The 24,336-nt window shown below is 52.9% G+C and carries 22 protein-coding genes; 16 read left to right on the top strand and 6 right to left on the bottom strand.

The annotated features are described in order from the left end of the window. The first annotated feature begins 28 nt into the window (after positions 1 to 28). Both DHf2319_RS05790 and DHf2319_RS05795 read left to right on the top strand, forming a co-directional pair. Complete coding sequence (locus DHf2319_RS05790) at positions 29 to 1,654, top strand: Na/Pi cotransporter family protein (protein ID WP_243479854.1); 1,626 nt, start codon at positions 29 to 31, stop codon at positions 1,652 to 1,654. 92 nt (positions 1,655 to 1,746) lie between these two features. Continuing rightward, positions 1,747 to 2,841, top strand: coding sequence for a YeeE/YedE family protein (locus tag DHf2319_RS05795; protein WP_243479855.1), 1,095 nt, complete (start codon positions 1,747 to 1,749; stop codon positions 2,839 to 2,841). Between the two features lie 32 nt (positions 2,842 to 2,873). Here DHf2319_RS05795 and DHf2319_RS05800 read toward each other — a convergent pair whose 3' ends face one another. Beyond that, a complete protein-coding gene (locus DHf2319_RS05800) occupies positions 2,874 to 4,832 on the bottom strand; it encodes a polysaccharide biosynthesis protein (RefSeq protein ID WP_243479856.1) in 1,959 nt (652 codons plus the stop codon). A gap of 111 nt (positions 4,833 to 4,943) precedes the next feature. Continuing rightward, on the bottom strand, positions 4,944 to 5,513 hold the full coding sequence (locus DHf2319_RS05805) for a sugar transferase (protein ID WP_243479857.1): 570 nt from the start codon (positions 5,511 to 5,513) through the stop codon (positions 4,944 to 4,946). 326 nt (positions 5,514 to 5,839) lie between these two features. Here DHf2319_RS05805 and DHf2319_RS05810 point away from each other — a divergent pair, with 326 nt between their 5' ends. Together DHf2319_RS05810 and DHf2319_RS05815 are read left to right on the top strand one after the other, a co-directional pair. Further along, positions 5,840 to 6,046, top strand: coding sequence for a cold-shock protein (locus DHf2319_RS05810; protein ID WP_243479858.1), 207 nt, complete (start codon positions 5,840 to 5,842; stop codon positions 6,044 to 6,046). 116 nt (positions 6,047 to 6,162) lie between these two features. Beyond that, positions 6,163 to 6,738, top strand: coding sequence for a nitroreductase family protein (locus DHf2319_RS05815; RefSeq protein WP_243479859.1), 576 nt, complete (start codon positions 6,163 to 6,165; stop codon positions 6,736 to 6,738). Between the two features lie 45 nt (positions 6,739 to 6,783). On the opposite strand, the gene DHf2319_RS05820 is transcribed toward DHf2319_RS05815, so the two are convergent. Continuing rightward, positions 6,784 to 9,114: a heavy metal translocating P-type ATPase gene (locus DHf2319_RS05820; protein WP_243479860.1), complete on the bottom strand. Its 2,331-nt coding sequence runs from the start codon at positions 9,112 to 9,114 to the stop codon at positions 6,784 to 6,786. A 216-nt stretch (positions 9,115 to 9,330) separates the two neighbouring features. Here DHf2319_RS05820 and DHf2319_RS05825 point away from each other — a divergent pair, with 216 nt between their 5' ends. From DHf2319_RS05825 to DHf2319_RS05860, 8 genes are all read left to right on the top strand, one after another. Next, positions 9,331 to 9,543: a heavy-metal-associated domain-containing protein gene (locus tag DHf2319_RS05825; protein WP_243479861.1), complete on the top strand. Its 213-nt coding sequence runs from the start codon at positions 9,331 to 9,333 to the stop codon at positions 9,541 to 9,543. Further along, positions 9,540 to 10,559 (top strand): UDP-glucose 4-epimerase GalE, encoded by a 1,020-nt coding sequence (gene galE / locus DHf2319_RS05830; protein ID WP_243479862.1) that lies wholly within the window; start codon positions 9,540 to 9,542, stop codon positions 10,557 to 10,559. Before DHf2319_RS05825 ends, galE begins: the two co-directional genes overlap by 4 nt. Before the next feature lie 169 nt (positions 10,560 to 10,728). Continuing rightward, positions 10,729 to 11,004 (top strand): BrnT family toxin, encoded by a 276-nt coding sequence (locus tag DHf2319_RS05835; RefSeq protein ID WP_243479863.1) that lies wholly within the window; start codon positions 10,729 to 10,731, stop codon positions 11,002 to 11,004. Positions 11,005 to 11,015: 11 nt separating this feature from the next. Continuing rightward, complete coding sequence (locus DHf2319_RS05840) at positions 11,016 to 11,225, top strand: BrnA antitoxin family protein (protein ID WP_243479864.1); 210 nt, start codon at positions 11,016 to 11,018, stop codon at positions 11,223 to 11,225. A gap of 141 nt (positions 11,226 to 11,366) precedes the next feature. Then, positions 11,367 to 12,773 (top strand): dihydrolipoyl dehydrogenase, encoded by a 1,407-nt coding sequence (locus DHf2319_RS05845; RefSeq protein WP_243479865.1) that lies wholly within the window; start codon positions 11,367 to 11,369, stop codon positions 12,771 to 12,773. Between the two features lie 73 nt (positions 12,774 to 12,846). Further along, positions 12,847 to 13,059 carry a hypothetical protein gene (locus DHf2319_RS05850; protein ID WP_243479866.1) on the top strand — a complete coding sequence of 71 codons (213 nt, stop codon included), beginning with the start codon at positions 12,847 to 12,849 and terminating at the stop codon, positions 13,057 to 13,059. Positions 13,060 to 13,258: 199 nt separating this feature from the next. After that, on the top strand, positions 13,259 to 14,509 hold the full coding sequence (locus tag DHf2319_RS05855; RefSeq protein ID WP_243479867.1) for an AAA family ATPase: 1,251 nt from the start codon (positions 13,259 to 13,261) through the stop codon (positions 14,507 to 14,509). Continuing rightward, the gene (locus DHf2319_RS05860; RefSeq protein ID WP_243479868.1) at positions 14,509 to 15,183 is read left to right on the top strand and encodes an RloB family protein; all 675 of its coding nucleotides are present in this window, start codon (positions 14,509 to 14,511) and stop codon (positions 15,181 to 15,183) included. The genes DHf2319_RS05855 and DHf2319_RS05860 overlap by 1 nt, the downstream gene beginning before the upstream one ends. Positions 15,184 to 15,292: 109 nt before the next feature. On the opposite strand, the gene DHf2319_RS05865 is transcribed toward DHf2319_RS05860, so the two are convergent. Together DHf2319_RS05865 and DHf2319_RS05870 are read right to left on the bottom strand one after the other, a co-directional pair. Continuing rightward, positions 15,293 to 16,336, bottom strand: a complete 1,044-nt coding sequence (locus DHf2319_RS05865) for an NADPH:quinone oxidoreductase family protein (RefSeq protein WP_243479869.1) — start codon at positions 16,334 to 16,336, stop codon at positions 15,293 to 15,295. Next, positions 16,333 to 17,562 carry a CaiB/BaiF CoA transferase family protein gene (locus DHf2319_RS05870; protein ID WP_243479870.1) on the bottom strand — a complete coding sequence of 410 codons (1,230 nt, stop codon included), beginning with the start codon at positions 17,560 to 17,562 and terminating at the stop codon, positions 16,333 to 16,335. The genes DHf2319_RS05865 and DHf2319_RS05870 overlap by 4 nt, the downstream gene beginning before the upstream one ends. A gap of 217 nt (positions 17,563 to 17,779) precedes the next feature. Between DHf2319_RS05870 and DHf2319_RS05875 the strand changes: the two genes are divergently transcribed. The 4 genes from DHf2319_RS05875 to darG all read left to right on the top strand — a co-directional run bounded on the left by DHf2319_RS05875 (position 17,780) and on the right by darG (position 23,251). Continuing rightward, on the top strand, positions 17,780 to 18,748 hold the full coding sequence (locus tag DHf2319_RS05875) for a TAXI family TRAP transporter solute-binding subunit (RefSeq protein WP_243479871.1): 969 nt from the start codon (positions 17,780 to 17,782) through the stop codon (positions 18,746 to 18,748). A 107-nt stretch (positions 18,749 to 18,855) separates the two neighbouring features. Beyond that, the gene (locus tag DHf2319_RS05880; RefSeq protein WP_243479872.1) at positions 18,856 to 20,838 is read left to right on the top strand and encodes a TRAP transporter permease; all 1,983 of its coding nucleotides are present in this window, start codon (positions 18,856 to 18,858) and stop codon (positions 20,836 to 20,838) included. A gap of 700 nt (positions 20,839 to 21,538) precedes the next feature. Further along, a complete protein-coding gene (darT, locus tag DHf2319_RS05890) occupies positions 21,539 to 22,192 on the top strand; it encodes a type II toxin-antitoxin system toxin DNA ADP-ribosyl transferase DarT (RefSeq protein WP_256462173.1) in 654 nt (217 codons plus the stop codon). A 15-nt stretch (positions 22,193 to 22,207) separates the two neighbouring features. Further along, a complete protein-coding gene (gene darG / locus DHf2319_RS05895; RefSeq protein ID WP_243479873.1) occupies positions 22,208 to 23,251 on the top strand; it encodes a type II toxin-antitoxin system antitoxin DNA ADP-ribosyl glycohydrolase DarG in 1,044 nt (347 codons plus the stop codon). A 119-nt stretch (positions 23,252 to 23,370) separates the two neighbouring features. On the opposite strand, the gene DHf2319_RS05900 is transcribed toward darG, so the two are convergent. Next, positions 23,371 to 24,015: an SCO family protein gene (locus tag DHf2319_RS05900; protein ID WP_243479874.1), complete on the bottom strand. Its 645-nt coding sequence runs from the start codon at positions 24,013 to 24,015 to the stop codon at positions 23,371 to 23,373. Between the last annotated feature and the right edge of the window lie 321 nt (positions 24,016 to 24,336).

The raw sequence follows: 24,336 nt of genomic DNA on the forward strand, positions 1-24,336 counted from the left end.
TAAATAGTTACTACGCCGGACATTGTAAATGACACTGCAGTGGACATCGCTGTTTGGAGGCTTAGGCCTGTTTCTGCTTGGCATGCATATGCTATCGGATGGCTTGCGGTTGGCAGCGGGTTCCGCCCTTGAGCAGGTGTTAGCAAGGGCGACAGATACGCGTGGCCGTGCGTTGACCTCAGGTGCTGTGACCACAGCCTTGGTGCAGTCTTCGAGTGCAGTCACAGTTGCCACGATCGGGTTTGTCAATGCCAGTTTGCTGTCACTGGCTGGTGCAATGTGGGTGCTGTTTGGTGCCAACCTCGGAACCACTGCGACAGGCTGGATTGTGGCTTTGGCGGGTGTCAAGCTCGATATTGCGGCAACGGCATTACCGCTGATTGCGATAGGCGCGTTACTTAAGCTTGGCGGGCAACACAAGGTGTCTGCCTGGGGAGGCACGGTGGCCGGGTTTGGCCTGCTTTTTTATGGCATCACGGTGATGCAGGATGGCTTCACGGGCTTGTCTACCCAGTTTCAAGTGCCAAGCGGCACAGGCGTGGGTGCCATGGCCTTGCAGTTGCTGGTGGGTCTGTTGATGACTGTGGTGATGCAGTCATCAAGCGCTTCAATTGCAATAGCGCTGACTGCTGCGCAAGGTGGGATGATCGACATTACCGGTGCAGCCGCTGTGGTCATCGGTGCCAATGTGGGCACCACGGTCACGGCAGTGCTGGCGAGCTTGGGAGCGACCTCTAATGCCAAACGGGTGGCTAGTGCCCATGTCATATTCAACGTGATCACAGCCTCGGTGGCATTTGTGTTGTTGCCGTGGCTCTCTCCGGTGCTTGTGTCAGTTCGGGACTGGATTAGTGATACTGACTCAACGGCCTTGACCTTGGCTTTTTTTAACACCTTGGTCAAAGCAACTGGCATCGTATTGATGTGGCCGATCGCTGATCGCCTGGCGCGGTTTCTCAAAGGGCGGTTTGGCATGGCCGACCAAGACCCGGCTACACCTGTGTTTCTGGATCAGACCACCTTGCCCGTGCCCGGTCTAGCTGCACGTGCATTGGCCAGTGAGTTGGAAAGAATGTTGATCATGGCCAGAGACTATCTGCTGATGAGTGCTCAAAAACCCGACAAACAGGCTCAGCAACAGATGCTCAATGATTTGCGGCATTTGCTCAAAGCCAGTGAAACGTTTGTTGATCACATGAGCCGTCAGGCCATGGATGCCCAAACTGGCGAGAAGCTTGCCGAGCTTTTACGGGTGCGACGCTACCTGGAAAACGTGACAGATCATGTCGCTGAAGTGTTTACATTGCCACAGGATTTGTTTGAGCGACCTTATAGCGCAGTGTCGGATGCTGCCTACATACAAACTTTTGAGCATTTGCTCGAAACGGTCGTAGCAGCAAAGACGCCAGTGATGTCCAAGACGCAAGCGCTCGAACTCGAGCAACCCCCACTCGAACAGGGCGTGCTGTCCGACGCATTTGAGGCGCAGTATCAGGACTTGAAATTAGGCGTGCTGCATGCCGGGGCGAACGGGCAGTGGCCGTTAGAGGCGATGGAGCAGGCCTTGCAGCGCATTAGCGCGCAGCGCCGGGCACTGCAGCAGTTACTGAAAGCCCAACGCTGGCTTGCGCGCGCTCAAATCAGTGATTCTTGATTCTCATCAATTCCAGTATTCATAAACTGTTCTAGCATGGCATGAATAAAGGTAGATACGTGTAAACGCACGAACCATGACAAAGGCTAGCCATGCTCGAATCCCTGATTGAAACCTACGGCGAAAGCGCTGTTTTAGCCACGGGTGGCGCCATCGTTGGCATTTTGTTTGGATTTTTTGCGCAACGATCGAGATTCTGTCTGCGAGCCGCTGTGATTGATTTCTGGCACATGCGGTTTGGTGAGAAGCTGTCGATTTGGCTCTTGACCTTTTCTTCGGCGGTGATTGCCGTGCAAATCATGGTGTTGATGGGTTTGCTCGATACCAACAATGCGCGCCAGATTTCAGCTACCGGCAGTTTGTCAGGAGCCTTGCTGGGAGGCCTATTGTTTGGCGTGGGCATGATTTTGACGCGCGGGTGTGCAAGTCGTCTGCTGGTGCTGTCAGCCAATGGTAATTTGAGGGCGCTTTTAGCGGGTTTGATATTTGCGGTGACGGCACAAGCCTCATTGGGCGGTGTGTTGTCACCCCTGCGCGAGGAGATGGCCTCTTGGTGGACAATCGATGGTGGTGTGTCACGCGATATTCTGGCTAGCTTAGAACTCAATCACGTGGCTGGGCTGGTGTTTGGTCTGATCTGGGCCATGGCGGCGCTTTATTTTGTGCGTCTAAATCAAAACATCTCCAAGTGGATCTGGATTGCCAGTATCGGCACCGGGCTGATGGTGGCAGCGGCTTGGGGCTTCACACAGATTGTGCTGAACCATTCATTTGAGGCGATCCAGATTCAGGGCATGACCTTCAGTGGTCCATCGGCCGAATGGCTGATGCGAGTGGTCGATACCCCGACTGCAGAGTTTGGGTTTGATGCCGGGATGCTGCCTGGGGTGTTTTTGGGTTCCTTGATTGGTGCCTGGGTTGGTAAGGATCTTAAGCTTGAGGGATTCAAGGACGGCTACAGCATGCGACGCTACATCGCGGGCGCCGTCTTGATGGGATTCGGATCAATGCTGGCCGGCGGCTGTGCGGTCGGTGCTGGTATCACCGGTGGTGCGATATTTGCTGTCACCGCCTGGGTGACGTTGGTGGGCATGTGGTTAGGTGCCGGTGTCACAGATTGGCTGGTTGATGGTAGGCCCGAGCAAATGGTGCCTGGGCAACCGATGGCAGCGCCGGTGGTGCCGTAGGGCTTTGACGTCTCCAGATGTTTGATAAATCGCTAAATTTTCTGGCCTCGACCTTTGCTCGGCTCATAGCCTGAGACTAATTGCCGCAGCAGCATGCCTATGGACCCGTGGTCATCGTGTCGGATTAATTCGGCTAGCGTTTCCAATCGGGTCGTCAGTTCGGGCCAGCTTAGATACTCTTCGTTAGCACGCATGATGCGTGGATGGCTGGTTGCCTGGGGATTGTTGCCGATGAGGAGTTCCTCATATAGTTTTTCACCGGGGCGCAGCCCAGTGATTTCGATGGCAATGTCGCCATCCGGGTGGCTAGGGGTTTTGAGGGTCAAGCCCGAGAGCTCAATCATGCGTTTGGCCAGATCCATGATCTTGACCGATTCACCCATCTCCAGCACATATACATCGCCGCCTTTGGCCATGGCACCGGCCTGGATCACCAGTTGCGCTGCTTCAGGGATGGTCATGAAATAGCGGGTGACTTCAGCGTCAGTGACGGTCACAGGACCGCCATCACGAATTTGCTGACGAAACTTCGGCACGACCGAACCTGAGGACCCGAGCACATTGCCAAACCGTACCATGGAGAATCGGGTCGTTTTGCTGTCTGAAGCGGATTCTGCTGCCATGGCTTGCAGCACCATCTCAGCGAGCCGTTTGCTCGCACCCATCACGTTGGTAGGGCGCACAGCTTTGTCGGTGCTGATCAGCACAAAATCGCTCACGCCAGCGTCTAGCGCGGCTTTGGCCGTCACCAAGGTGCCAAATACATTGTTCTTAATGCCTTGCGTCGGGTTGGCTTCTACCAAGGGCACGTGCTTATAGGCGGCTGCGTGGTACACCGTATCGGGCCTCAATTCATGCATGATGTCGGTCATCTGCTGCTCGTCTTGTACCGAACCGAGTAGAGCGACAAGTTCAGCTGACTGCTTGTTGCTATCCGAGGCAAGGTTACGTACGCGTCGGTCTAGTTCGGCGTGAATTTGATAAAGCGCGAATTCACTTTGCTCAAGTAGCACCAGTTTCTTGGGGCTGATGTCCACGATTTGGCGACATAGTTCGCTTCCGATTGAGCCACCAGCGCCAGTCACCAGCACTACTTTGTCCTGGATGTTTTTTGAGAGTAGGGCGTGGTCTGGTGGCACAGGATCACGGCCCAGAAGGTCCTCAATTTCCAGCTCACGCAAGTCCGAGACAGTCACCTTGCCCTGGGCTAAATCAGTCACGCTTGGTAGTGTGCGCACGGCGACTTTAGCTGCCTTTAACATCGCAAGAATCTCATTGCGCCGGTGCCGGTTAATCGATGGCAAGGCTAATAAGATCGTCGTTACGCCGTTGTCACTGACGATGCTTTGCAGGTCTGTCGGGTCATAAATTTTGAGGTTGTGTAGCATCTGCCGATGCAGTCGTTTGTCGTCATCCAAGAATCCGACGACCCGCATCTCTTGGCTGCCCGCCATGGCCACTGCCAACTGCCGGCCGGCTACCCCGGCACCATAGATGAGTGCTTTGGGTAGGGATGCCCGCTTCAGGATTCGGTGATAAGCACCACCAAGCCAATAATGCGCGATGGCTCTGCTTGCACCAACACCGACCAACAGTAGTAGTGGCTGAATGATGCCCACGCTACGCGGGATGCCTGGCAACCCAATCACCGTGATGATGGTGGCGTATATTGCCCCATACAGAGCAAACGCACGGGCTACCATGCCGATGGCGACCAGATTGGCATGTCGAAAGATCACACGATAAAAGCCGTGCGTCACAAATAAAGGAATCGCAATGGCCACCGAGATAGCGGATGCCCAGTCGCCATGCCAGTAAGGGTCGTTATACAAACGAATCCATTCGTCTAGCCGCAGGTAAAAAGCCAGCCACACGCAAACCACGCAGAGCAAGGTATCAAGCAGCAAAACAATGGCTCGCTTGACTGGCCGCGGCAAATCGAGCAGGGGGTCAGTCAGGTCTAGGCGAATCGTGCGTTTGTCGGCACTCATGCGTGACATTGGTGATCAGATGGACGATGGACGCAGTTTAGCCTTTGCCTGACGCCGATAGCGAAGATCATATGGGTTGCCGATATTTTTTGTGGGCGGCCTGAGCCGATCTCAGTGTGCCACGCCATCTGAACGAATCACGCGCAAAAAAGTAAGCCAAATGATCTTGATGTCAAACGATAGGGATTGGCGTTGTAAATATTCGTAATCGAATTGAACCTTCACCGGGATGGGCAGGTCGTCTCGGCCATTGACCTGAGCCCAGCCGGTTAACCCCGGGGTTAAAGCATCAATGCCGGCGCTGGTTCTTGCGGCGATCAAATCATCCTGATTAAATAGCGCAGGCCTTGGTCCCACGATGCTCATGTCGCCTTTGATGATGCTCCAAAGTTGCGGCAACTCATCAAGGCTCGTGCGGCGAAGTATGGAGCCGATCGGGGTGAGATAGGCATCGGGATCGGACAACAAGTGCGTGGCAACAACCGGCGTATCGGTGCGCATGCTCCTGAACTTGGGCATGTCAAACAACCGGTTGCCTCGCCCGACACGCTGACTCCAGTACAGGACGGGTCCCGTTGAGGTCAGCTTGACAGCGATGGCGACCGCCAGAATTGGTACTGCCAGTAACACGGCCGCTACCAGGCCAACTGTCAAATCAAAGAATCTTTTGTGCCACGGCATGCGATAAGTGTCTGTGCATTGGAGAGACTCGATTTTAATGATCTACCCCATGGTTTTGGGGCGAGAGAGGCTCTGCAGAGCCATTGCAGGCATAAAATTTTGCCTAATCGTTGGTTTTGCGCGGTTTTTGCGGCATTTTGTTCACCCGATGCCCGATTGTCATGATTAATTGCTTGACTTGTGGTTAAACCGCGCTACACTAGATTTGCAAGATTTTCAAGCGACGCGGTTGCAGTTTTAACTGTCGCCCATGGCGTTTCCAGTGGTACTCAGTCTCTTCCTTGATCGTCTGGCATTTTTTATCTTTATTTCAAGGAAGTACTATCATGGCAACTGGTGTCGTTAAGTGGTTTAACTCAGAGAAAGGCTACGGCTTTATCATGCCCGATGGTGGTGGCAAAGATTTGTTCGCCCACTACTCGGAAATCCGTTCTGAGGGCTACAAGACCCTGCAAGAGAACCAAAAAGTGTCGTTTGAGATTGGCCAGGGTGCCAAGGGCCCAAGCGCCACCAACATTCAGCCCATCGAATAAATCGACTGGTTGATTTAAAAGCCCACGCTGCAGGCGACTGCATCGTGGGTTTTTTAATGGGCTAGAAGTAGTATTGGCTTCTGGCTTGGTGTTTGCATTTAGCTGTAGGTAACCGCATGTCCAACTCCACTTTAGATCGTTTGTTATCACGTCGTTCGGTCAAGCTTGTCGGTGCGCCAGGTCCAACTGAGGCTGACATCGAGTCTGCGTTAGCCTGTGTGGTCAGAGCCCCGGACCACGCCAAACTGCGTCTGTGGCGGTTTGTACTGATTCGACAGCCAGATATTGTGGCGGTTGGAGAGAAAGCGATTTCCATCATGGCGGCAGCCGGTAAGCCCATGACACCAGAAAAACAGGCCTCCACCCGGGCCTGGTTGGCGGACTTGCCTCTCTTGATCGGCTTGGCCTACCAAATCCACCACGACCACCCCAAAGTCCCGGAAATCGAGCAGACGCTTGCCATGGGCGCTGGCGTGATGAATTTCCAGAACGCGATGCATGCCATGGGGTTTGCCACCTACTGGAGTACGGGGCTCGCGACCTTTACCGAGGACATGCCAGAGTATCTGGGGTTCGATACCCTGGAGCAACAGTTTGTCGGCTTCTTGGCAGTAGGCACCCCCAAGAACGCCGTGGTTCCAGCTGAGCGTCCCGATCCCTGGTCTATCGCACGACGTTGGCAGGCTGATTAAGGCTTGTCGCCGTCGGTTGGCGATGGTTGTGATGATTTTTAGTGGTTAATGCTTAACCGCTTGAATAAATCTAAGTCTGAGCGCGTTGCTCACCACAAACAGACTGGAAAATGCCATCGCACCGGCTGCAAGCATTGGTGAGAGCAACATGCCGTTGACCGGATACAGCACGCCAGCGGCAACAGGCACGAGCGCTACGTTATAGGCGAATGCCCAGAACAGGTTTTGGTGAATGTTTCTGAGGGTGGCGCGTGACAGGTCGATGGCAGTCACCACTTTGTTTAACTCACCAGACATCAATACAACTGACGCTGACTCAATCGCCACATCGGTGCCTGTGCCGATGGCGATACCCACATCGGCCGTGGCCAGCGCTGGGGCATCGTTAATGCCATCACCCACAAAGGTCACGACAGGTTTGCCGGCTTTATTGGGGTCGCTGATTTTGGTCTGCAAGGACTGGATCACAGTGGCTTTGTCCTCGGGGCGCACGTTCGCTTGCACTGAATCGATGCCTAGCTGCTTGGCCACGGCTTGGGCAGTCAATGCATGGTCACCGGTGATCATCACGCATTGGATGCCTCGGGCATGCAGTTCTTCGATGGTCTGTTTGGCCTCTGGTTTGATGGGATCTGAGACGGCCATGATGGCCACAATCGTCTGATTGATGGCAACGTGAATGGGTGTTTGGCCCATTTGAGCCCAGGCATTGACGGTTTGTTCTAACGGCGCTGGATTCATACCAAGTTCGCGCATAAGCGCAGCCGAGCCCACAGCAACCGCTAGCGTTTGACCATCAACGCAAACGCTTGCTTTGACACCGAAACCCTTGATCGCTTCGAACCCTTGCACGCTGGTTACCGTGTGCTCGATGGTTTGCTTGCTTGCGTTTGGCGGTTGCGGCGCATCAGCCGCATCCACGATGGCGCGCGCAATCGGGTGTTCGGATTGGTGCTGGATTGCGGCCACGATCTGCAGTATCTGATTGCTCGTCCACTCGTGTTCCCCGGTGATCTGCAGGTTAGTTAGGCTCGGGTGACCTTGGGTTAGCGTGCCGGTTTTGTCGAAAGCTACGATGCAGGTTGATTTGAGCTGTTGCAAGGCATCGCCCTGGCGAAACAACACACCAAGCTGGGCGGCACGTCCTGTGCCGACCATGATGGAGGTGGGTGTGGCTAATCCCATGGCGCACGGGCAGGCGATGATCAGCACCGCCACGGCTGCCACGAGCGAAGCGCTGATGTCAGTGGTCAGTGCATACCAAGTTATGAAGGTGAGCACTGCAATTGCCATGATCACTGGCACGAAGATAGCGGTTACTTTATCGACAGTGGCCTGAATCGGCAGCTTGGCATTCTGAGCTGACTGCACCATGCGGATGATGCGGGCAAGAACCGTGTCTGAGCCGGTGTGGGTCGCCCTCAGCGTAAAACCGATGGTGGTGTTGATGGTGCCGCCTGCCACGTCATCGCCTGGGGCGAGTTCTGCTGGCACCGGTTCACCCGTGATCATGGATTGATCAATAAAGGGATGTCCTTGGAGAATTTGACCGTCGACGGGAATTTTTTCTCCCGGACGCACCCGCAATATATCGCCGGGTTTCACCGATTCAATCGCGACATCTGTCTCCAGACCGGTGGCTTGGTCCAGGAGCCGGGCCTGTTTGGGTTGCAAGCCAATCAAGTGCTCGATAGCGGCACCGGTTTTACCGCGGGCGCGCGCCTCAAATAGTCGGCCTAACAAGATCAGGGTCACAATCACGGCCGCTGCCTCAAAGTAGACGTGTCGCGCCGACTCAGGGATGAGTGTTGGCAAGAACACGACCACCATTGAATACAGCCAGGCACTGCCAGCGCCCACTGCCACCAGAGAATTCATTTCCGGTTGGCCCCGTGACAAGGCTCGTAGACCATGCGTAAAGAAATGGCGGCCTGGCCAGATCAGAACTAGCGTGGTGAGCAGCGCCTGTATCAAGTGTTGGGTGCTCAGACTGATGACACCCATGAGCCAATGGTGAAACGCGGGCACCATATGTCCGCCCATCTCCATCACAAACACGGGTAGGGTCAGGAGGGCAGCAATCCAGAATTCGTGTTTTAGCGTTTGGATTTCTTGCGCGGATTTCTCTTGTAGCGAGTGGGGTGCGGCATCAGGTTCTTGTATTTGCCCGACAAATCCGGCTTTGTCGATGGCAGCTAGCAACTTGTCTTTGAGTTCTGCATTCAGTGCTGTGTCATCGATATCAAGCGCTGCCTGTCTGGCGGCGAGGTTGACGCTCGCGTCATTGACCCCGGGGATTTTCTTTAAAACAGTTTCTACCCGGCGCACACACGCGGCGCAGGTCATGCCGTCGATAGAGAGATCTACTTTGCTCATGCTGGCATTGTAGGCCACTTAAGAAAAACCATAAGGGTTATCCCTCGCATGAGATCATTCGCGATGTATCACCCGAGCCAAGTCGTGACTGCAACCTCACCAGCCTTTCATGCCAAAGCCCTGTGCGGCTCGATGGTGAGATTGATTAAAGATGTTTTAAGATCGGTTGCGCGCTATGCTTTGATCTAGGCTTAACCGCATTTCGAGGGGAACATTATGAAGCTGCACGTGCCTGATATGACCTGCAACCACTGTGTGTCTAGCATTACCAAGGCGATCAAAGAACTCTCGTCTGATGCTCACGTGGTGGCTGATCTACATGACCATATCGTTGAAGTCGCTGACATGATTGAAGTGATGCCAGACAAAGTGATTGCTGCGTTAGACGAGATTGGGTTTGAAGCCACGCTGATTGAGGCTGAAGCTTGAAATCGGTTTTGGTGACTGGTGGGGCAGGCTACATCGGGTCGCACACCACAGTGCAGTTGTTGCAAGCAGGTTTTGAGGTGGTGGTGCTTGATAACCTATCGAACAGCCACCACAAAAGCCTTGAGCGCGTGCGCGAGATCACGGGCCGTGACTTGAGTTTTGTGCAAGCCGATGTGCGTGACCGCAGCGCTTTAAGAGACGTATTTACCAAGCACCCGATTTCAGCCGTGATTCATTTGGCGGCACTCAAAGCAGTAGGTGAGTCCCAAACCCAACCCTTGCGATACTACGACAACAACGTCAGTGGCAGTCTGTGCCTGTTTGAGGAAATGCAGCGTGCAGGTATCTACTCACTGGTGATCTCGTCATCGGCGACTGTGTATGGCGAGCAGGGTACGGGGCAATACGATGAGCGAGCCACCTTGGCACCTACGAGTGTGTACGGACGCACCAAGCGGATGGTTGAAGACGTGTTGCGTGATATTTGCGCGACTGACTCGAATTGGCGTGTGGCGCTATTGCGTTACTTCAATCCGGTCGGTGCGCATCCGTCGGGGTTGATTGGTGAAGACCCGAACGGCACGCCGAACAATTTGATGCCATTCATAGCTCAAGTGGCAGTTGGCAAGCGCGCCAAGCTCTCAGTGTTTGGTAATGATTATCCAACGCCAGATGGAACTGGATTGCGTGACTACATTCACATCCAAGACCTCGCCGCAGGTCATCTGGCAGCGCTCGATGCGCTTGCCCAAAGCGATCTCTCGATGCCACTGACTGTGAACCTCGGCACGGGCCAGCCGTACAGCGTCTTGCAGGTGGTTCAGGCATTTGCCACCGCTTGCGGCAAGCCTGTACCTTATGAAATCGTCGATCGCCGCCCCGGCGATGTGGCCGTGTGCTATGCCGATCCAGCACTTGCACACAAACTACTGGGTTGGCAAGCCAAGCACGGCCTTGATGCGATGTGTGCGGATACTTGGCGCTGGCAGCAAATGAACCCGGATGGGTATCGTTAGTCAGCCTGGTGGTCTTGTATCAAACGTGCTTCTTGATCTCTTTGATCACGCGCGCTAACTCTCGTTATTTGCCATCACCCGTTAGGGTATTTTTGCCCAGATCGGCCACCCCGTCCAAAAGAAAGCGTCAGAATGCTGGCTTGATTTTTTGTAATGACGATGTAAATACATGTCTATCATGTTTGAGTGGGATCCAGACAAAGCCAAATCCAACTTGACTGAACATCAAGTCACATTCGAAGAAGCGACATCGGTCTTTGCCGATGATTTTGCCAAACTGATGCCTGACCCGGATCATTCATCGCAGGAGCGCCGGTTTCTGGTGCTGGGTATCAGTCATTTGTATCGTTTACTGATGGTGTCTCATTGCGAACGTAGACATGGCAATGTGATCAGGAGCATTTTGCCCGCAAAGTTACTCGAAGTGAGGCTCGTAACTATCTAGGGTGATTTTCGATGCGTAAACAATATGATTTCTCCAAGGCCGGACCTAATCTGTATGCTAGGCGACTTAAAAAAACGGTCACTATCCGAATTGATGATTCGTCCCTGGATTACTTCAAACGCATGGCTGAAGAATCCGGCATTCCTTATCAAACCTTGATCAACATGTATCTGCGCGATTGCGCCGCAACTGGTCGTAAGCTCAATATCGATTGGAATTAATCAATCGTTCAGACACATGGCTTCATATGGTGGTTTATGCTCCATGGCAGTAGGGTCAGGTTTGATCTGAGTTCATGATCCATTGAGGTTGGCTGCGTTACAGTAGTTGCTGATGTGTCAAAGCAAACAACTGGAACCGCCATGAAATCAATCGATGTAGACGTTGCCATCATCGGCGCGGGCACTGCTGGCCTGTCCGCCTATAAAGCGGCGATCAAATCGGGCAATACCCAATCTGTCATCATGATCGAAGGTGGGCCGTATGGCACCACTTGTGCGCGGGTAGGGTGTATGCCCTCAAAGCTCTTGATTGCTGCAGCTGAAGCCGCTCACAGTGCACAACACATGGATCCATTTGGTGTGCATGTAGACGGTGTAGTTCGAGTCGACGGTAAAGAGGTCATGGATCGGGTCAAGCGTGAGCGTGACCGCTTTGTAGGGTTTGTGCTTGAGGGTGTGGAGAATATTCCGGCTGAACACAAGTTGCGTGGTTTTGCTAGGTTTGTTGCTCCAGGCGTGCTCGAAGTCGACGATCACACCAGGGTTCATGCCAAGACGGTGGTAATCGCCACGGGCTCTAGCCCTAGTGTGCCGCCACCTTTTAAAGAGCTTGGTGACCGTCTGGTGGTTAATGACGATGTGTTTGCCTGGAATGATTTGCCAAAGCGGGTGGTGGTATTCGGACCTGGGGTGATTGGCCTGGAACTCGGCCAGGCCTTGGCAAGACTAGGTGTCACTGTTCGGGTGTTTGGCATGAGCGGCTCGCTAGCCGGTATCTCGGATCTTAAAGTGCGCCAGGCTGCTAAAAAAATATTCCAGGATGAGTTCTATCTAGATCCCGATGCTCGGGTGCTTGAAACCAAACGGGTCGGTGACGAGGTTGAGGTCAGATATATCAAACTAGATAACAGCGAATGTATTGAGAGATTTGACTATGTTTTGGTGGCAACGGGCCGCCGTCCGAACGTCGCTAGCCTTGATTTGGCGAGCGCCAATATCGAAGTCAATCCTCAGGGAGTTCCGGCTTTTAATCGGCAGACACTGCAAGTGGGCGCTCTGCCCGTGTTTATCGCAGGTGATGTTAATAATGATGTGCCGCTCTTGCATGAGGCGGCAGACGAAGGTCATATTGCTGGCCTGAATGCAGCCAATTATCCGGATGTCAAACCAGGTAAACGCACCATTGGTCTGGGGGTTGTGTTTACCGACCCGCAAATCGCGATGGTGGGTTTGGGTCCTGACAAGCTAGAAAAAGGCAAATTTGTCACTGGTGAGCTAGATTTCAGTGGCCAAGGGCGTTCGCGCGTCATGCTTAAAAACAAGGGCCTGATGCACATCTATGCTGACATCCAAACCCGTCGTTTTGTTGGTGCCCAGATGGTAGGGCCTGTGGCAGAACATTTGGCACATTTGTTGGCGTGGTCTGGCGAGCAGGGTATGACGATTGACCAGATGCTCACCATGCCGTTCTACCACCCGGTAATTGAAGAGGGCTTGCGCACGGCTTTGAGGGATGCGGCGGCCAAGCTTGATGCGGCCAGGCGCTAGGCTAAAGTGCAGACGCGAGTTCATTCAAACCTATGCCATACTTTGCGGCCTTTTGCGCCTAACGAAGCCATCGATGAGTGAGTCCGGACCTAACAACGCAAACAACGACCAGCACAACAACCTCGATACCAAGCTCATGCCACGCGCAGACTGGGATCGGCTATTCGCGCTTTCGGCTCAAGAGGGCGATAGATCGCCTGATCGCCAAGTCGAGCTAGCCCAAGAACAGCAGTGGGAGAGTTTGGTCAATGAGTTTGACCGCGATGAGTGGATCTGGGGAAGCTGAGATCATCGCCTAAGTAAAGACAGGCAAACTTGTAGACGTAGTCAGTACTGTGATTTGTACTAATGAAGCGTCAGCAGCCCCGTTGAAATCTAGTTTATTTTTGTACAAATAGTATAATAAATTAATTAATTGCAGTTTGTATGCAAATATAATTTTTATTTATACAAAAATGGGTCGCATGATGCTTGTTGAGTTTAGGGTGGAGAACTTTCGTTCCCTGCGCCAAGAGCAGGTGCTCAGCCTTGTCGCCTCCAAGGACAAGACGCTGCAAGACACGCATACGGTGAGCACAGGCCTTAAGGCCGCACCAAGGCTGCTGCACAGCGCCGTCATTTACGGCTCCAATGCCAGCGGCAAGTCTAATTTGATCAAGGCGATGCAGTACATGCGGGGGGTGGTCGCGGAGTCGGCGACTGTGATTCAGCCTGGACAGGCATTTGCCGTACAGCCATTTCGACTTGATGATCAATCGGCTAGAGAACCGACAGCATTTGAAGTGACATGCATCATCGACGGTGTTCGGTATCAGTACGGGTTTTCAATGACAACCGAGCGTATCGTCAGCGAGCATTTGTTGGTCTACAAGGCCTTTAAGCCCCAGCGTTGGTTCGAGCGTCATTACGATGAACAGGCGGGCAAGGATGTATATGAATTTGGTTCTGGCTTGAAGGGACCAAAGAATCTATGGGAAGGGGCGACGCGTCCGAATGCCTTGTTTCTGTCGATGGCAGTCCAGCTCAACAGCGATGCGCTTCGTCCGTTATTCGATTGGTTCGTCAATGGCCTGGTGATTTTTAATGAGCAGGCGCAGCTGAACCCACAGGTCTCCATCCAGATGCTAAAGCAAGCGGAAGGTCGTCGGCAGATCTGTGACTTCTTGTCAGCCGCTGATATGAGCATTTCAGACATTGAGGTGGTTACGCGCAAGGTTCCTGGACAGGCGGTGCATTTTGATCTGGCATCCGGAAAGACGGAATTGCGCAATGAGGAAGTAGAAGAGCATCAGCTGCGATTTTCACACGTGACAGAACAGGGTCAAGCGGTCTTTGATCTGATGGATGAGTCCAACGGTACAAGAAACTTGCTGTTTCTCGCTGGTCCAGTGCTCGACATCCTGGGCAAGGGACTGACGCTAATAATTGACGAGTTGGATACCAGCCTGCATACCTTGCTTGTGCGAGAACTCGTGCGGCTATTTCACCGTCCAGAAGTCAACACCGGCGGTGCGCAACTAATTTTTACTACCCATGACACCTCGCTTTTGGATGCCCCGGATCTGTTTAGACGTGACCAGATCTGGTTCGTGGAGAAAGATCTTGATCAGGCCTCGAAACTCGTGAGTTTGTCGGAATTCAGTCCGCGCAAGAACGAGGCCCTGGAACGGGGCTATTTAATTGGGCGGTACGGTGGAATTCCGCTGCTCGACCACACATTGGGATTGCATGACTGATGGCGCGTGACAATTCTCCACGAGAACGCCAACGTCAGCAGCTCGAGCGCAAGTTAGCGCGGCGTGCCAGCTATGACCGTATCTTGATCGTTTCGGAAGGTGCCAAGACCGAGCCTAACTATTTCTGCGAGATCCGCAAGGCCTGCAGACTGCACACGACCAATGTCGAAGTTTGGCCCAGCGAACTCGGCACTGCCCCCATCCAGGTGGTGCACTATGCCAAGGAACTCTTTGAATTCGGCGACAAACACAAGAAGATCCAGCCGCGCGCATTCGAGCAGGTGTACGCTGTTTTTGACCGTGATAATCACGTCAGCTACTACGATGCTTTAACCGTGGCCGAGTCACTGGACGGTAAGCTCAAAAATGACAACAAAGCGCTTATCCGTTTTCAGGCGATTGCATCAGTACCTAGCTTCGAGCTTTGGCTCCTACTTCACTACGAGGACATTCAAGCCCCAATCCATCGAGATGAGGTAATGCGTCGCCTCAAAACCCACATCCCCGGTTACGAGAAGGGGGCAGCGGGACTCTTCGGTATTACACGTAACCGGTTGTCTGTGGCTACGCAACGCGCCGAGTCATTGGCGCAAAAGTACACGGCACGGTCAGAGCCCGAGCCTTTCACCACAATTGTCAAATTAGTGGCACTGCTGACACGGCTCAGAGTTTGAGATGGCGATAGAGATTCTGCTGGCCTCGCTCAGCCTGTTTCCATATTTCAGTCTGGCAATTATTTTGAGTACGTCTTGAGTAAGTGAGGTTTGACCTTGAGTTTCTCGATCACTGACTGGTGTCAAGCGCAACACGTCCAATGGCATCGCGGCTCTTGATGATTTGCATGGCTTGCACAAATTCGCCAAGTGGTAGTGTCTTGTAGATGCTTGGTTGGATATCTCCGCTTTGCCACCATGCCATTAACTGTTCAATAGCCGCTCGGACTTTATCGCCGTAGACCAGGCGCTCGTCAACCTTGCCCCAGCCAACATATTGTCCCCAGTTAAATCCCATCACGCTGATGTTTTTTAAGAGCAGAATGTTGGTGGGTATTTGAGGAATCGTGCCGCTTGCATAGCCAATGGTGAGCAACCTGCCATCGTCGGCTAACAATCGCAATGCTTGATCTGTCGTATCGCCACCGATCGGATCAAACACGACATCTACACCATGATCCGAAGTCAAAGCGTTGACTGCTTCACGCAGATTAGAGGATTTGGCGTCTATGACTTGCTCAAAGCCACGTTCGTGCATGGCATGGGCTTTCGATTCACCGTTTACCACGGCAATCACTTTGGCGCCCACGGCTCGAGCAATCTCGGCAGCGGCTAGCCCAACGCCGCCAGCAGCACCAAATATGAGTGCAGTTTGCCCGGCCTGTAATCTGGCACGCCATATCAGGGCACCATAAGAAGTGCCGTAGGAGATGGGTAATGTAATGGCGGGTGCTAGAGGTAGTTCTGGTGCAAGTGGGAATACACCAACAGAATCAACCACTGCCTCTTCGGCGTAGCCACCCCAATCAAGCACGGCGCAAACCCGATCGCCGACTTGCAGATGACCGACTTCTGCCCCGACTTCGATGACGGTGCCAGCTGCTTCAGTGCCTGGTGTGAACGGCAGCGGTGGTTTGCGCTGATACAGGCCAGCAACCACCAGCGAATGCGCAAAACTCACACCAGCATAGGCGACGGCGATACGGACTTGGGTTGGCGCCAAAGGCTGCCGCGGTAAGGTTTGAAGCTGCAGATCCTCAAAGCTGCCATATTGAGAGCAGACAACCGCACGATAGTTGCCAAGGCTGGCCCTGGATTCAGTTGAGTTAGTCATTTAGCGGGCTCCGACGTCACGCTAGACATGAGAACGACTTTGGAGTCAATCAAGATCTCGATCTCCGTTTCTGTTAGGCCCAATGCCAATAGCACCTCTTTTGAGTGTTGGCCAAGGGTAGGTGAGGGCTCAGGAGCGGCAGTCAGGCCAGGATGTCTGGGCATCGGTACGGTACCGAGTCCAGGCTGCTCAACATCCACAAAAATCCCCATGCTCTTGACCTGTGGGTCTTCACGAAACGCAGCGTAGTCGTTCACCGTTGCGCACAGCACGCCTAGCGGCTCAAGCGTGTCCAACCATTGTTTGGCAGTTTTTTGGCTGAGAATATCTGCTACAGCAGCATTGAGCCGATCGGCATTAGCCAGTCGTGCTTGGCTGGTACCAAAGTCGGGATTCTCTAACCAGTCAGTTCGCTGGAGTCCCTGACAGAGCGCTTCGAAATTGCGTTGCGTGAGCGACGTCACCCTGAGGAAGCCATCGAGGGTTTTAAATACGCCTGATGGCACTGGGGGCTGGCCTGCTGGCAGGCTGCTACGCAACACCGACTCGAGTCCGGGCACGATTTGTAAGGCTGCTGCGGCTTCAAGCAACGATATCTTTAAGTGACGGCCCTTGCCTGAGCGTTCCCGCTCGAGCAATGCGGCACTGACCAGTTGCGAGGCGTATAGCGCGGTAACCATGTCAATCAGATACATGGGCACGAGCCGCGGTATACCGTCATTGGTCGCATTCAAGTGCATCATGCCCGACATTGCTTGTAATACGGTGTCACTGCCGGGCCGCTTAGCACCCGGACCGTGCTCGCCAAACCCAGAGACAGACAATATGATCTGATCCGGTCGCGCTTTTTGCAACACGGCCGCATCCAAGCCAACGCGGGCTGCCACGCCAGGCCTAAAGCTTTCGATCACAATATCAGCCTGTTTGGCCAGACGCGTCATCAGCGCGACCCCGCTAGGATTGCTAGCATCGATGCACACGGCGAGCTTGCCACCGTTAGCACTGGTGCTTAACGCGCTCATGCCTTGGGTACTCGCGCCAACTGCACGACCCCAATCGCCAGCGGGCGGCTCGACCTTGTAAACCGTGGCGCCTTGTTGGCTAAGAATCGTGCCGCAATAGGGGCCAGCAATGCCTTGACTGACATCGAGTACGGTTAGCCCCGCAAATGGCGAAAGTGGCTGACAGGAGGTTGTCGATGCTTCATCAAAAGCGACGTCAGCCAATGGATTTTTGTTGCTCCCTGAACCGCCCAACACTGTCTCCCAAGTTGAAAAAATTTTTTAGTTTTTGTTCTAGAAAATTGAAAATATTGAGATTTTTATCCATCTGGCTGTCTCATGTGATACCGTAAATCTCAAAAAAACGGTACACCCATAGCCGCAGTAAAAGCAAGAGGATTCCTCAGAGTCCCATCACTTTTATTCATCAGGAGACAAATATATGAAATTCAAATCGTATGCCCGTATAGCAATTGGGTTGTTCTCGGCTGCCTCGGTGAGCGTAGCTGTTGCACAAGGCACAATGTCACTGGCAACCAATCCACAGGGTTCGGCCTATTACGCTGTTGGCTCAGCGATCTCGTCGCTGGTGACGCAAAAAGATGCAGCACGGCTGCTGGTGCAACCCACTTCTGGCTCATCGGAAAACGTGGTGCTGTTAAATAACGGCGATGTGGAGTTCGCCATCCTGAATACCGTCGAGCTGGCTTGGGCAAAGTCAGGTGACGTCATCTTCAATGGTCGCAAACACGATGATTTGCGCTTGGTAAGCGCGATGTTCCAGTTTCCAATCGGCATTGCCGTGCCGGCCGATAGTGACATCAAAACCCTGGCAGACCTGAAAGGTAAACGCATGCCAAGTGGGTACGCCTCTCACCTGACGATACGCTACATACAGGATGCAATTTTGAATACGGCTGGCCTGACTTCAGCTGATGTGCAAGGCCTTCCGGTAGCCAATTATGTTCAGGGTATGGAAATGCTCGGGCAAGGGCGGGTTGATGCCGCCGTGGTGGGACCCACCAGTGGTAAGGCACGGGAAATTAATAGCCAGCTGGAACGCCAGGGCGGCATACGTTTTATTCCCATTCCGAATACACCGGAAGCATTGAAACAAATGCAAGATGTATTCCCTGGGGCGCAGCATCGACAGCTTTCGAAGGGCTCAAAGTTGCCTGGTGTCGATGAGGATGTGAATGTGATGTCATGGAGCGGTTTCCTGGCGACCAACGCAGGCGTCTCTGATGATGTTGTGTATGCGGTCACAAAGACTATTGCAGAGAACACAGGGGAGTTGGCGCAGGCAACCCCAACACTCAGAAACCTGACACCAGACAACATGCTTGAGCGGCACCCCGTGGACTACCACCCGGGTGCTGAGCGTTACTATCGCGAGGCTGGCAAGTGGTAGGTGGCTCTGTTGATGAGTTATTGAGCTAAGCACATTGACCACCGGGACCAACAGTCCAGGTGGTCAAGTGAATTGTATTTGTGTAGTAACGGCAATGCAGGACTAGGATGAGTGATGGTTATCCAGGTCAAGGCAATTTGACCAATCAAGTGGGCCAACCTAAAAAAGCGTGGCTCGAGATCACGATCGCGTTGCTGGCAGCCACTATTGTGCTGGTTTCCCTGACATGGGCACTGCAGTTGCCCAGCAGGTTATTCAATGCTGCTCTTCACGGTCCTCAGTTTATATCGATTGTTCTGGCAGCCGCGCTTGCCATTGTCTATCTAACTCACCCAGCAGTGACTAAAAGTGCAATTGACTCCACCGAGTCTCCAAATGCAATTCCATTTAAGCCCGGTTTATTCGGTATTAGTCTGGCAGGGTTCTCTGTTGGTTTGTTTGGCTACGTGGCTGTTCAGTATGAGCAACTACTGTTTGATATACCCTACCGAACGCCAGAGCTACTGTTTATCTCCGGGTCGGCCATTGTGTTGCTGCTAGAGGCGTTACGCCGTTCGGCGGGTATGCCCTTGTTCCTGATTGTGCTGGGCTTCATTATTTATGCCGCGTTTGGGCATCTATTGGGCGGTGCCTTGAGTACGCGTGAAATTCCAATAGAGCGGTTGGTGATATACCTTGCCATGGATTTGAGTGCTTTATTTGGCAGTCCGGTTCAGATAGGTATGGCAGTCGTGGTGCTCTACATTTTGCTGGGGCAAACATTGCTCAAAGCTGGGGGTGGTACGTTTTTCACCGACGTAGCCATGGCTACCGTTGGTAACAGGCCTGGGGGACCTGCCAAAGCCGCAATTGTGGGGTCGGCTCTGTTTGGTTCGATTTCCGGTAGTGCTGTTTCCAATGTCACTTCAACAGGCATCATTACCATTCCGCTCATGCAGCGGGCTGGTTACAGCCGCTTGAGGGCTGGCGCGATTGAGGCGGTTGCGTCAACCGGCGGGCAACTCACACCGCCTATTATGGGGGCGGCTGCATTTTTGATGGCAGAGTTCTTATCAGTACCCTACTCAGCAGTCGTGGTGGCAGCTGTATTTCCAGCATTGTTGTATTACCTGGCGATGTTTATCTACGCGCATTTGCTGGCCGGGCGTGATTCAATCGTCCAGGTGGAGATCTCCAGTAAAAGTGTCAATGAGATCATCAGACGTGGCTGGCACTTTATTGTGCCTTTCGTAGTTTTATTCGTTGCACTTTTTTATTTCCGCGAGAGTGCCTCAGTAGCAGCCCTGTGGGCGACAGCCTCTTTGATCATCGTGGGTATGTTGCGCTCATACGATGGTGCTCGCCTGTCGGTGACGGCAGTTTGGTCAGGCATCGTGGATACCGGCAAAACCGTTGTCACGTTGTTCATGATTCTGGCGGCGGCTGGATTTTTAATTGGTGCACTCAATATTTCAGGGCTTGGGTTTGCCTTGACCTTGGCCCTGCTCGGCATTGCCATGGACAATGTCTTCATTCTTCTGGCGGTTTCAGCGGTTGTCTGCATAGTGCTCGGCATGGGTATGCCAACCACGGGTGTGTATTTATTGCTCGCCACTTTGATCGCGCCAGCCCTGGTGCAAGCCGGTATTGAGCCATTTGCTGCTCACATGTTCGTACTTTATTTCGGTTTGATGTCTATGATCACGCCACCGGTGGCCATTGCGGCGTTCGCTGCGAGCAGTATCAGTGGTGCACCACCCATGCGAACTGGTATTGAAGCCATGAAAATCGGCTGGGTAGCTTATGTCATTCCATTTATGTTTGTGTTCTCGCCGACGCTGTTGATGATTGGTCAGCCACTGTCTATCTTCTTGGATGTCATGACAGCGATTGCTGGGGTCTTTCTGATCTCGGTGGGCGGTGTTGGGTGGTTCCGGCAGCCTGTTGGCGCCCTTGGTCGGATTTTTTTGATGGTTGCGGGTGTTTTGACAATCGTGCCAGACAGTGCCTTGGGCGTGCCGCATGTTTTTGATCTGGCCGGTGCCGTGCTCGGTGCAGGCGTCATCATCCGATTGATTGCCATGGCAGGCAGGCAGCCGAACACTGGATGAGAGTTCGCATGAACCAACCTGTGAATTCCATGGCTATTCGAATAACTGTCTGATATCTTCGCGTTAACTGGGGTCCTCAGTAAAAGCCGCTGTGCCTTCCGAGTCTGAAGCGAGCAACGGATTTGGCCTTCGTTGTCAAATATGTACACCCTCTGGCTGTGGGTGACGTTATAGATATCTGGATTGTCGCGATGAGGGTCGACACTGACAAACACAATGAGCACATCTTTAGCTGCATCACCGGGCTTGGCCATGATTTCGCTCAACTGTGCCATGTTGGTGGGGCAGATGTCAGGGTAGCTCGATAGTGGTTGATACGCTGACAGAACACTTGGCCCACTTGTTGGCTTTGTCTGGCGAGCAGAGCGTGACAATTGATCAGACGCTCATCATGTTGTCGTTCCACCAACCGGTGACTGACGAAGGCTTGCGCACTGCTTTAACGAACACCGCAGCAAAGCTTGTTCAAGCAAATTAAGTCTTAACTAATGTCATTCAAGATAGTAATACTGTATATAAATACAGTAAAATATACCCTAATTAATTCACTGTGCCATGCCAGCGCTTGGTTCGTACTGTTGACAGCACCGAAGGGAACTGTCTTCTTACGTTAATCCTCAGTGTGTCTCGACTCGTAAGAGTCGAGCTGAAGCAATGTGTGATTGGCTCACGAGAACCAAGGGTTGACGTTAAGTTGTTAGTGCCTCATGCGCCAAAAATTTTCCATATCGTCCATGTGGATCGGCTTGCTTCGATTGTGTCGGATGGATATTTGTGGTGCGATGCAAGGATGACTAAGCGCAATGGCATGGGAACGGTGATTGGCATGCCCACAATCAAGCGCAGGAGATTGACTGAGTTGACGCTCCGAAGTCATCCAGGTTTGCGCGTGGGACAATGTGTACCGTTTTATTTTTGTGCCAAGTCCGTGATGCTTTATCTTCTGCATCGAGCCAACCAGCCCAATTTGATTTATCGTGGTGGACAGGAGCCAATCTTGCATCTCCAAGCAGATTTAGAATTGGCAGTGAAGTGGGCTGATTCTAATAAAAAGCGTTGGGCCTTTACGCTGAGCAATGCCGGAGCTGCATATTTCGAGGACCGAGCGCATCTAAGTGCCTTGAGTGAGCTGGATTGGAAGTCGATCGCTACAAATTTTTGGGGTGGCCCGCGCGTGGATAGATCTGTTAAGGAGCGTAAACAGGCCGAGTTTTTGGTAGAGGAGTGCTTTCCGTGGGCTCTTGTGCAACGAATTGTCGTGCAAAATCGTCGCACGTATGGATTGGTGGTATCTGTTTTAGATCGTACTGCCCACAGGCCAAAAGTGGACATTAAGCCTGATTGGTACTACTAGGTAGCTCCTGGGGGGATGGCTTTGATCACGTACAAAACCGGCGACATTCTTCGTGAGCGATCACAGGCGCTCGTCAACACCGTTAACTGTGTTGGCGTCATGGGGCGAGGTGTCGCCCTGCAATTCAAAAAGGCGTTCCCAGATAATTTCAAAGCGTATGCGCAAGCGTGCAGGCTTGGTAAGGTCGTTGCGGGCGAGATGTTTGTTTATGAGACAAATTTGCCCATGAATCCTCGCTTCATCATTAACTTTCCAACCAAACGACACTGGCGCGACAAAAGTCGGATCGAGGATATTGAATCTGGCCTGCGCGCCTTGGTATCTGATTTGCGCCGGTTCAACATTGAGTCAGTTGCCATACCTGCTTTGGGCTGTGGACTAGGTGGGCTTGATTGGGATCGGGTTAGCCAGCTCATAGAGACTATTTTTTCTGAATTGCCAGATGTTCAAGTGACTGTGTTTGAGCCTCAGGGTGCGCCAGCTGCCAGGGCGGTGACGCCAGTGACATCGGCATGTCACATGACCACGGGCCGAGCTGCCTTGGTCGCGCTGATGAGCCGATATCTTCAAGGCCTCATGGATCCAGCAGTGAGTTTGTTGGAAATCCACAAATTATTGTATTTCCTGCAACTCGCGGGTGAACCATTAAGGCTAAGGTACAAGCAAGGTTTCTACGGCCCCTATGCAGAAAACCTGCGACATGTTCTGCATGCGATCGAAGGACAGCTGCTGGTGGGTTATGCAGACGGTGGCGATGCCCCAGACAAAGAATTAGAGCTGTTGCCCGGTGCTTTAGAAATGGCTATTCGTTTTCTGGAGGGTTATCCGGAAACGAGCGCAAGGGTGGATCGAGTGTCATGGCTCGTTGAGGGCTTTGAGTCATCATTTGGACTTGAATTGTTGTCGACAGTCCACTGGGTGCAGACGCAGTCGCAAGTAAGTTCCATGAGCGAGTTGATAAGGCTCACCTATGAATGGGGTGAGCGCAAGAGGCAATTCACGCCGAGGCAAATCGAACTGGCCAACACCGTCTTGTCACAAAAAGGTTGGCTCAATTGATATCAGTTCTGCAAGGGGGTGATCCATATCGCTTGCACTGTTGAGTCTTCATGCTGACTCTTTAAGCAACTAGCCGGTTGGAACAGTGTATCAACCAACTCCACAAGTGCGACGAACGCCTAACTCGTCATCCGAATCAGTTTTCTGAGGTCTTCGGTAAAAGCCGCTGTATCTTCCGAGTCTGAGGCGAGCAAACGGATTTGCCCTTCGTTGTCAAAAATGTACACCCCCTGGCTGTGGGTGACGTTATAGACATCCGGATTGTCGCCAGGCTTGGGCGCTTCAATTTGATAGGCGATACGGTATTTGCGCGCTAAACGCCGAATGGTTCGTTCATCGCCAGTTAGCCCAATGGCGTTGGGGTTAAACGCATCGACATAGGCCTGCAAAACATCCGGTGTGTCGCGGTGGGGGTCAACACTGACAAACACAATGCGCACATCCTTAGCCTCATCACCGAGATTGGTCATGATTTCGCTTAACTGTGCCATGGTGGTGGGGCAGATGTCAGGGCAGCTTGCATATCCGAAGAACATGAGCACGGTTTTGCCCTCAAGGTCTTTCTCGGTCATGGTCTTACCGCCGGCAGCCTGGAGTTCGAACTCCAGATCAGGCAAGTGGCCACTGACTTCGTAGAGGTGCCAATCAGGGGAGCGTTCTGAGCAACCCGCCAAGAGAGCCACCAGGCCAAGAATCGCGATGGCCAGCAGGCGCTTCAAGAGATGGTTTAGGCCGTGTGTGTTTGTGTTGGCGTACGCTGTCATGATTCTGTGTGAAGCAATATATGCACTAGATTGGAATGTTAGCAGTCGCGCAAGTTCCCTTGCCTTGATTCAAGTCAGTTTGTGGGGTTGGTGGTTGCTTGTTGGGCTTAACCTAACCATGCCTTCGCTTCTTTGATTCAGACTCTCTGCGCTTGGCGTGAGCTCTGGCTATCACGCGTCTGCCCCAAGCGTCTGGCCAGCGGGCTTAGTCATCAGGCTCGACATGGGTGTGCGTTTGGCTTCGGATATGCGCCACCAGGCTTTGAGTCAGCGCACGGTATTTCATGCGCAACGGATCTGGTGCGCTGACCGACTACGGTT

It is taken from the genome of Orrella daihaiensis, assembly GCF_022811525.1.
Lineage (GTDB): Bacteria > Pseudomonadota > Gammaproteobacteria > Burkholderiales > Burkholderiaceae_B > Algicoccus > Algicoccus daihaiensis.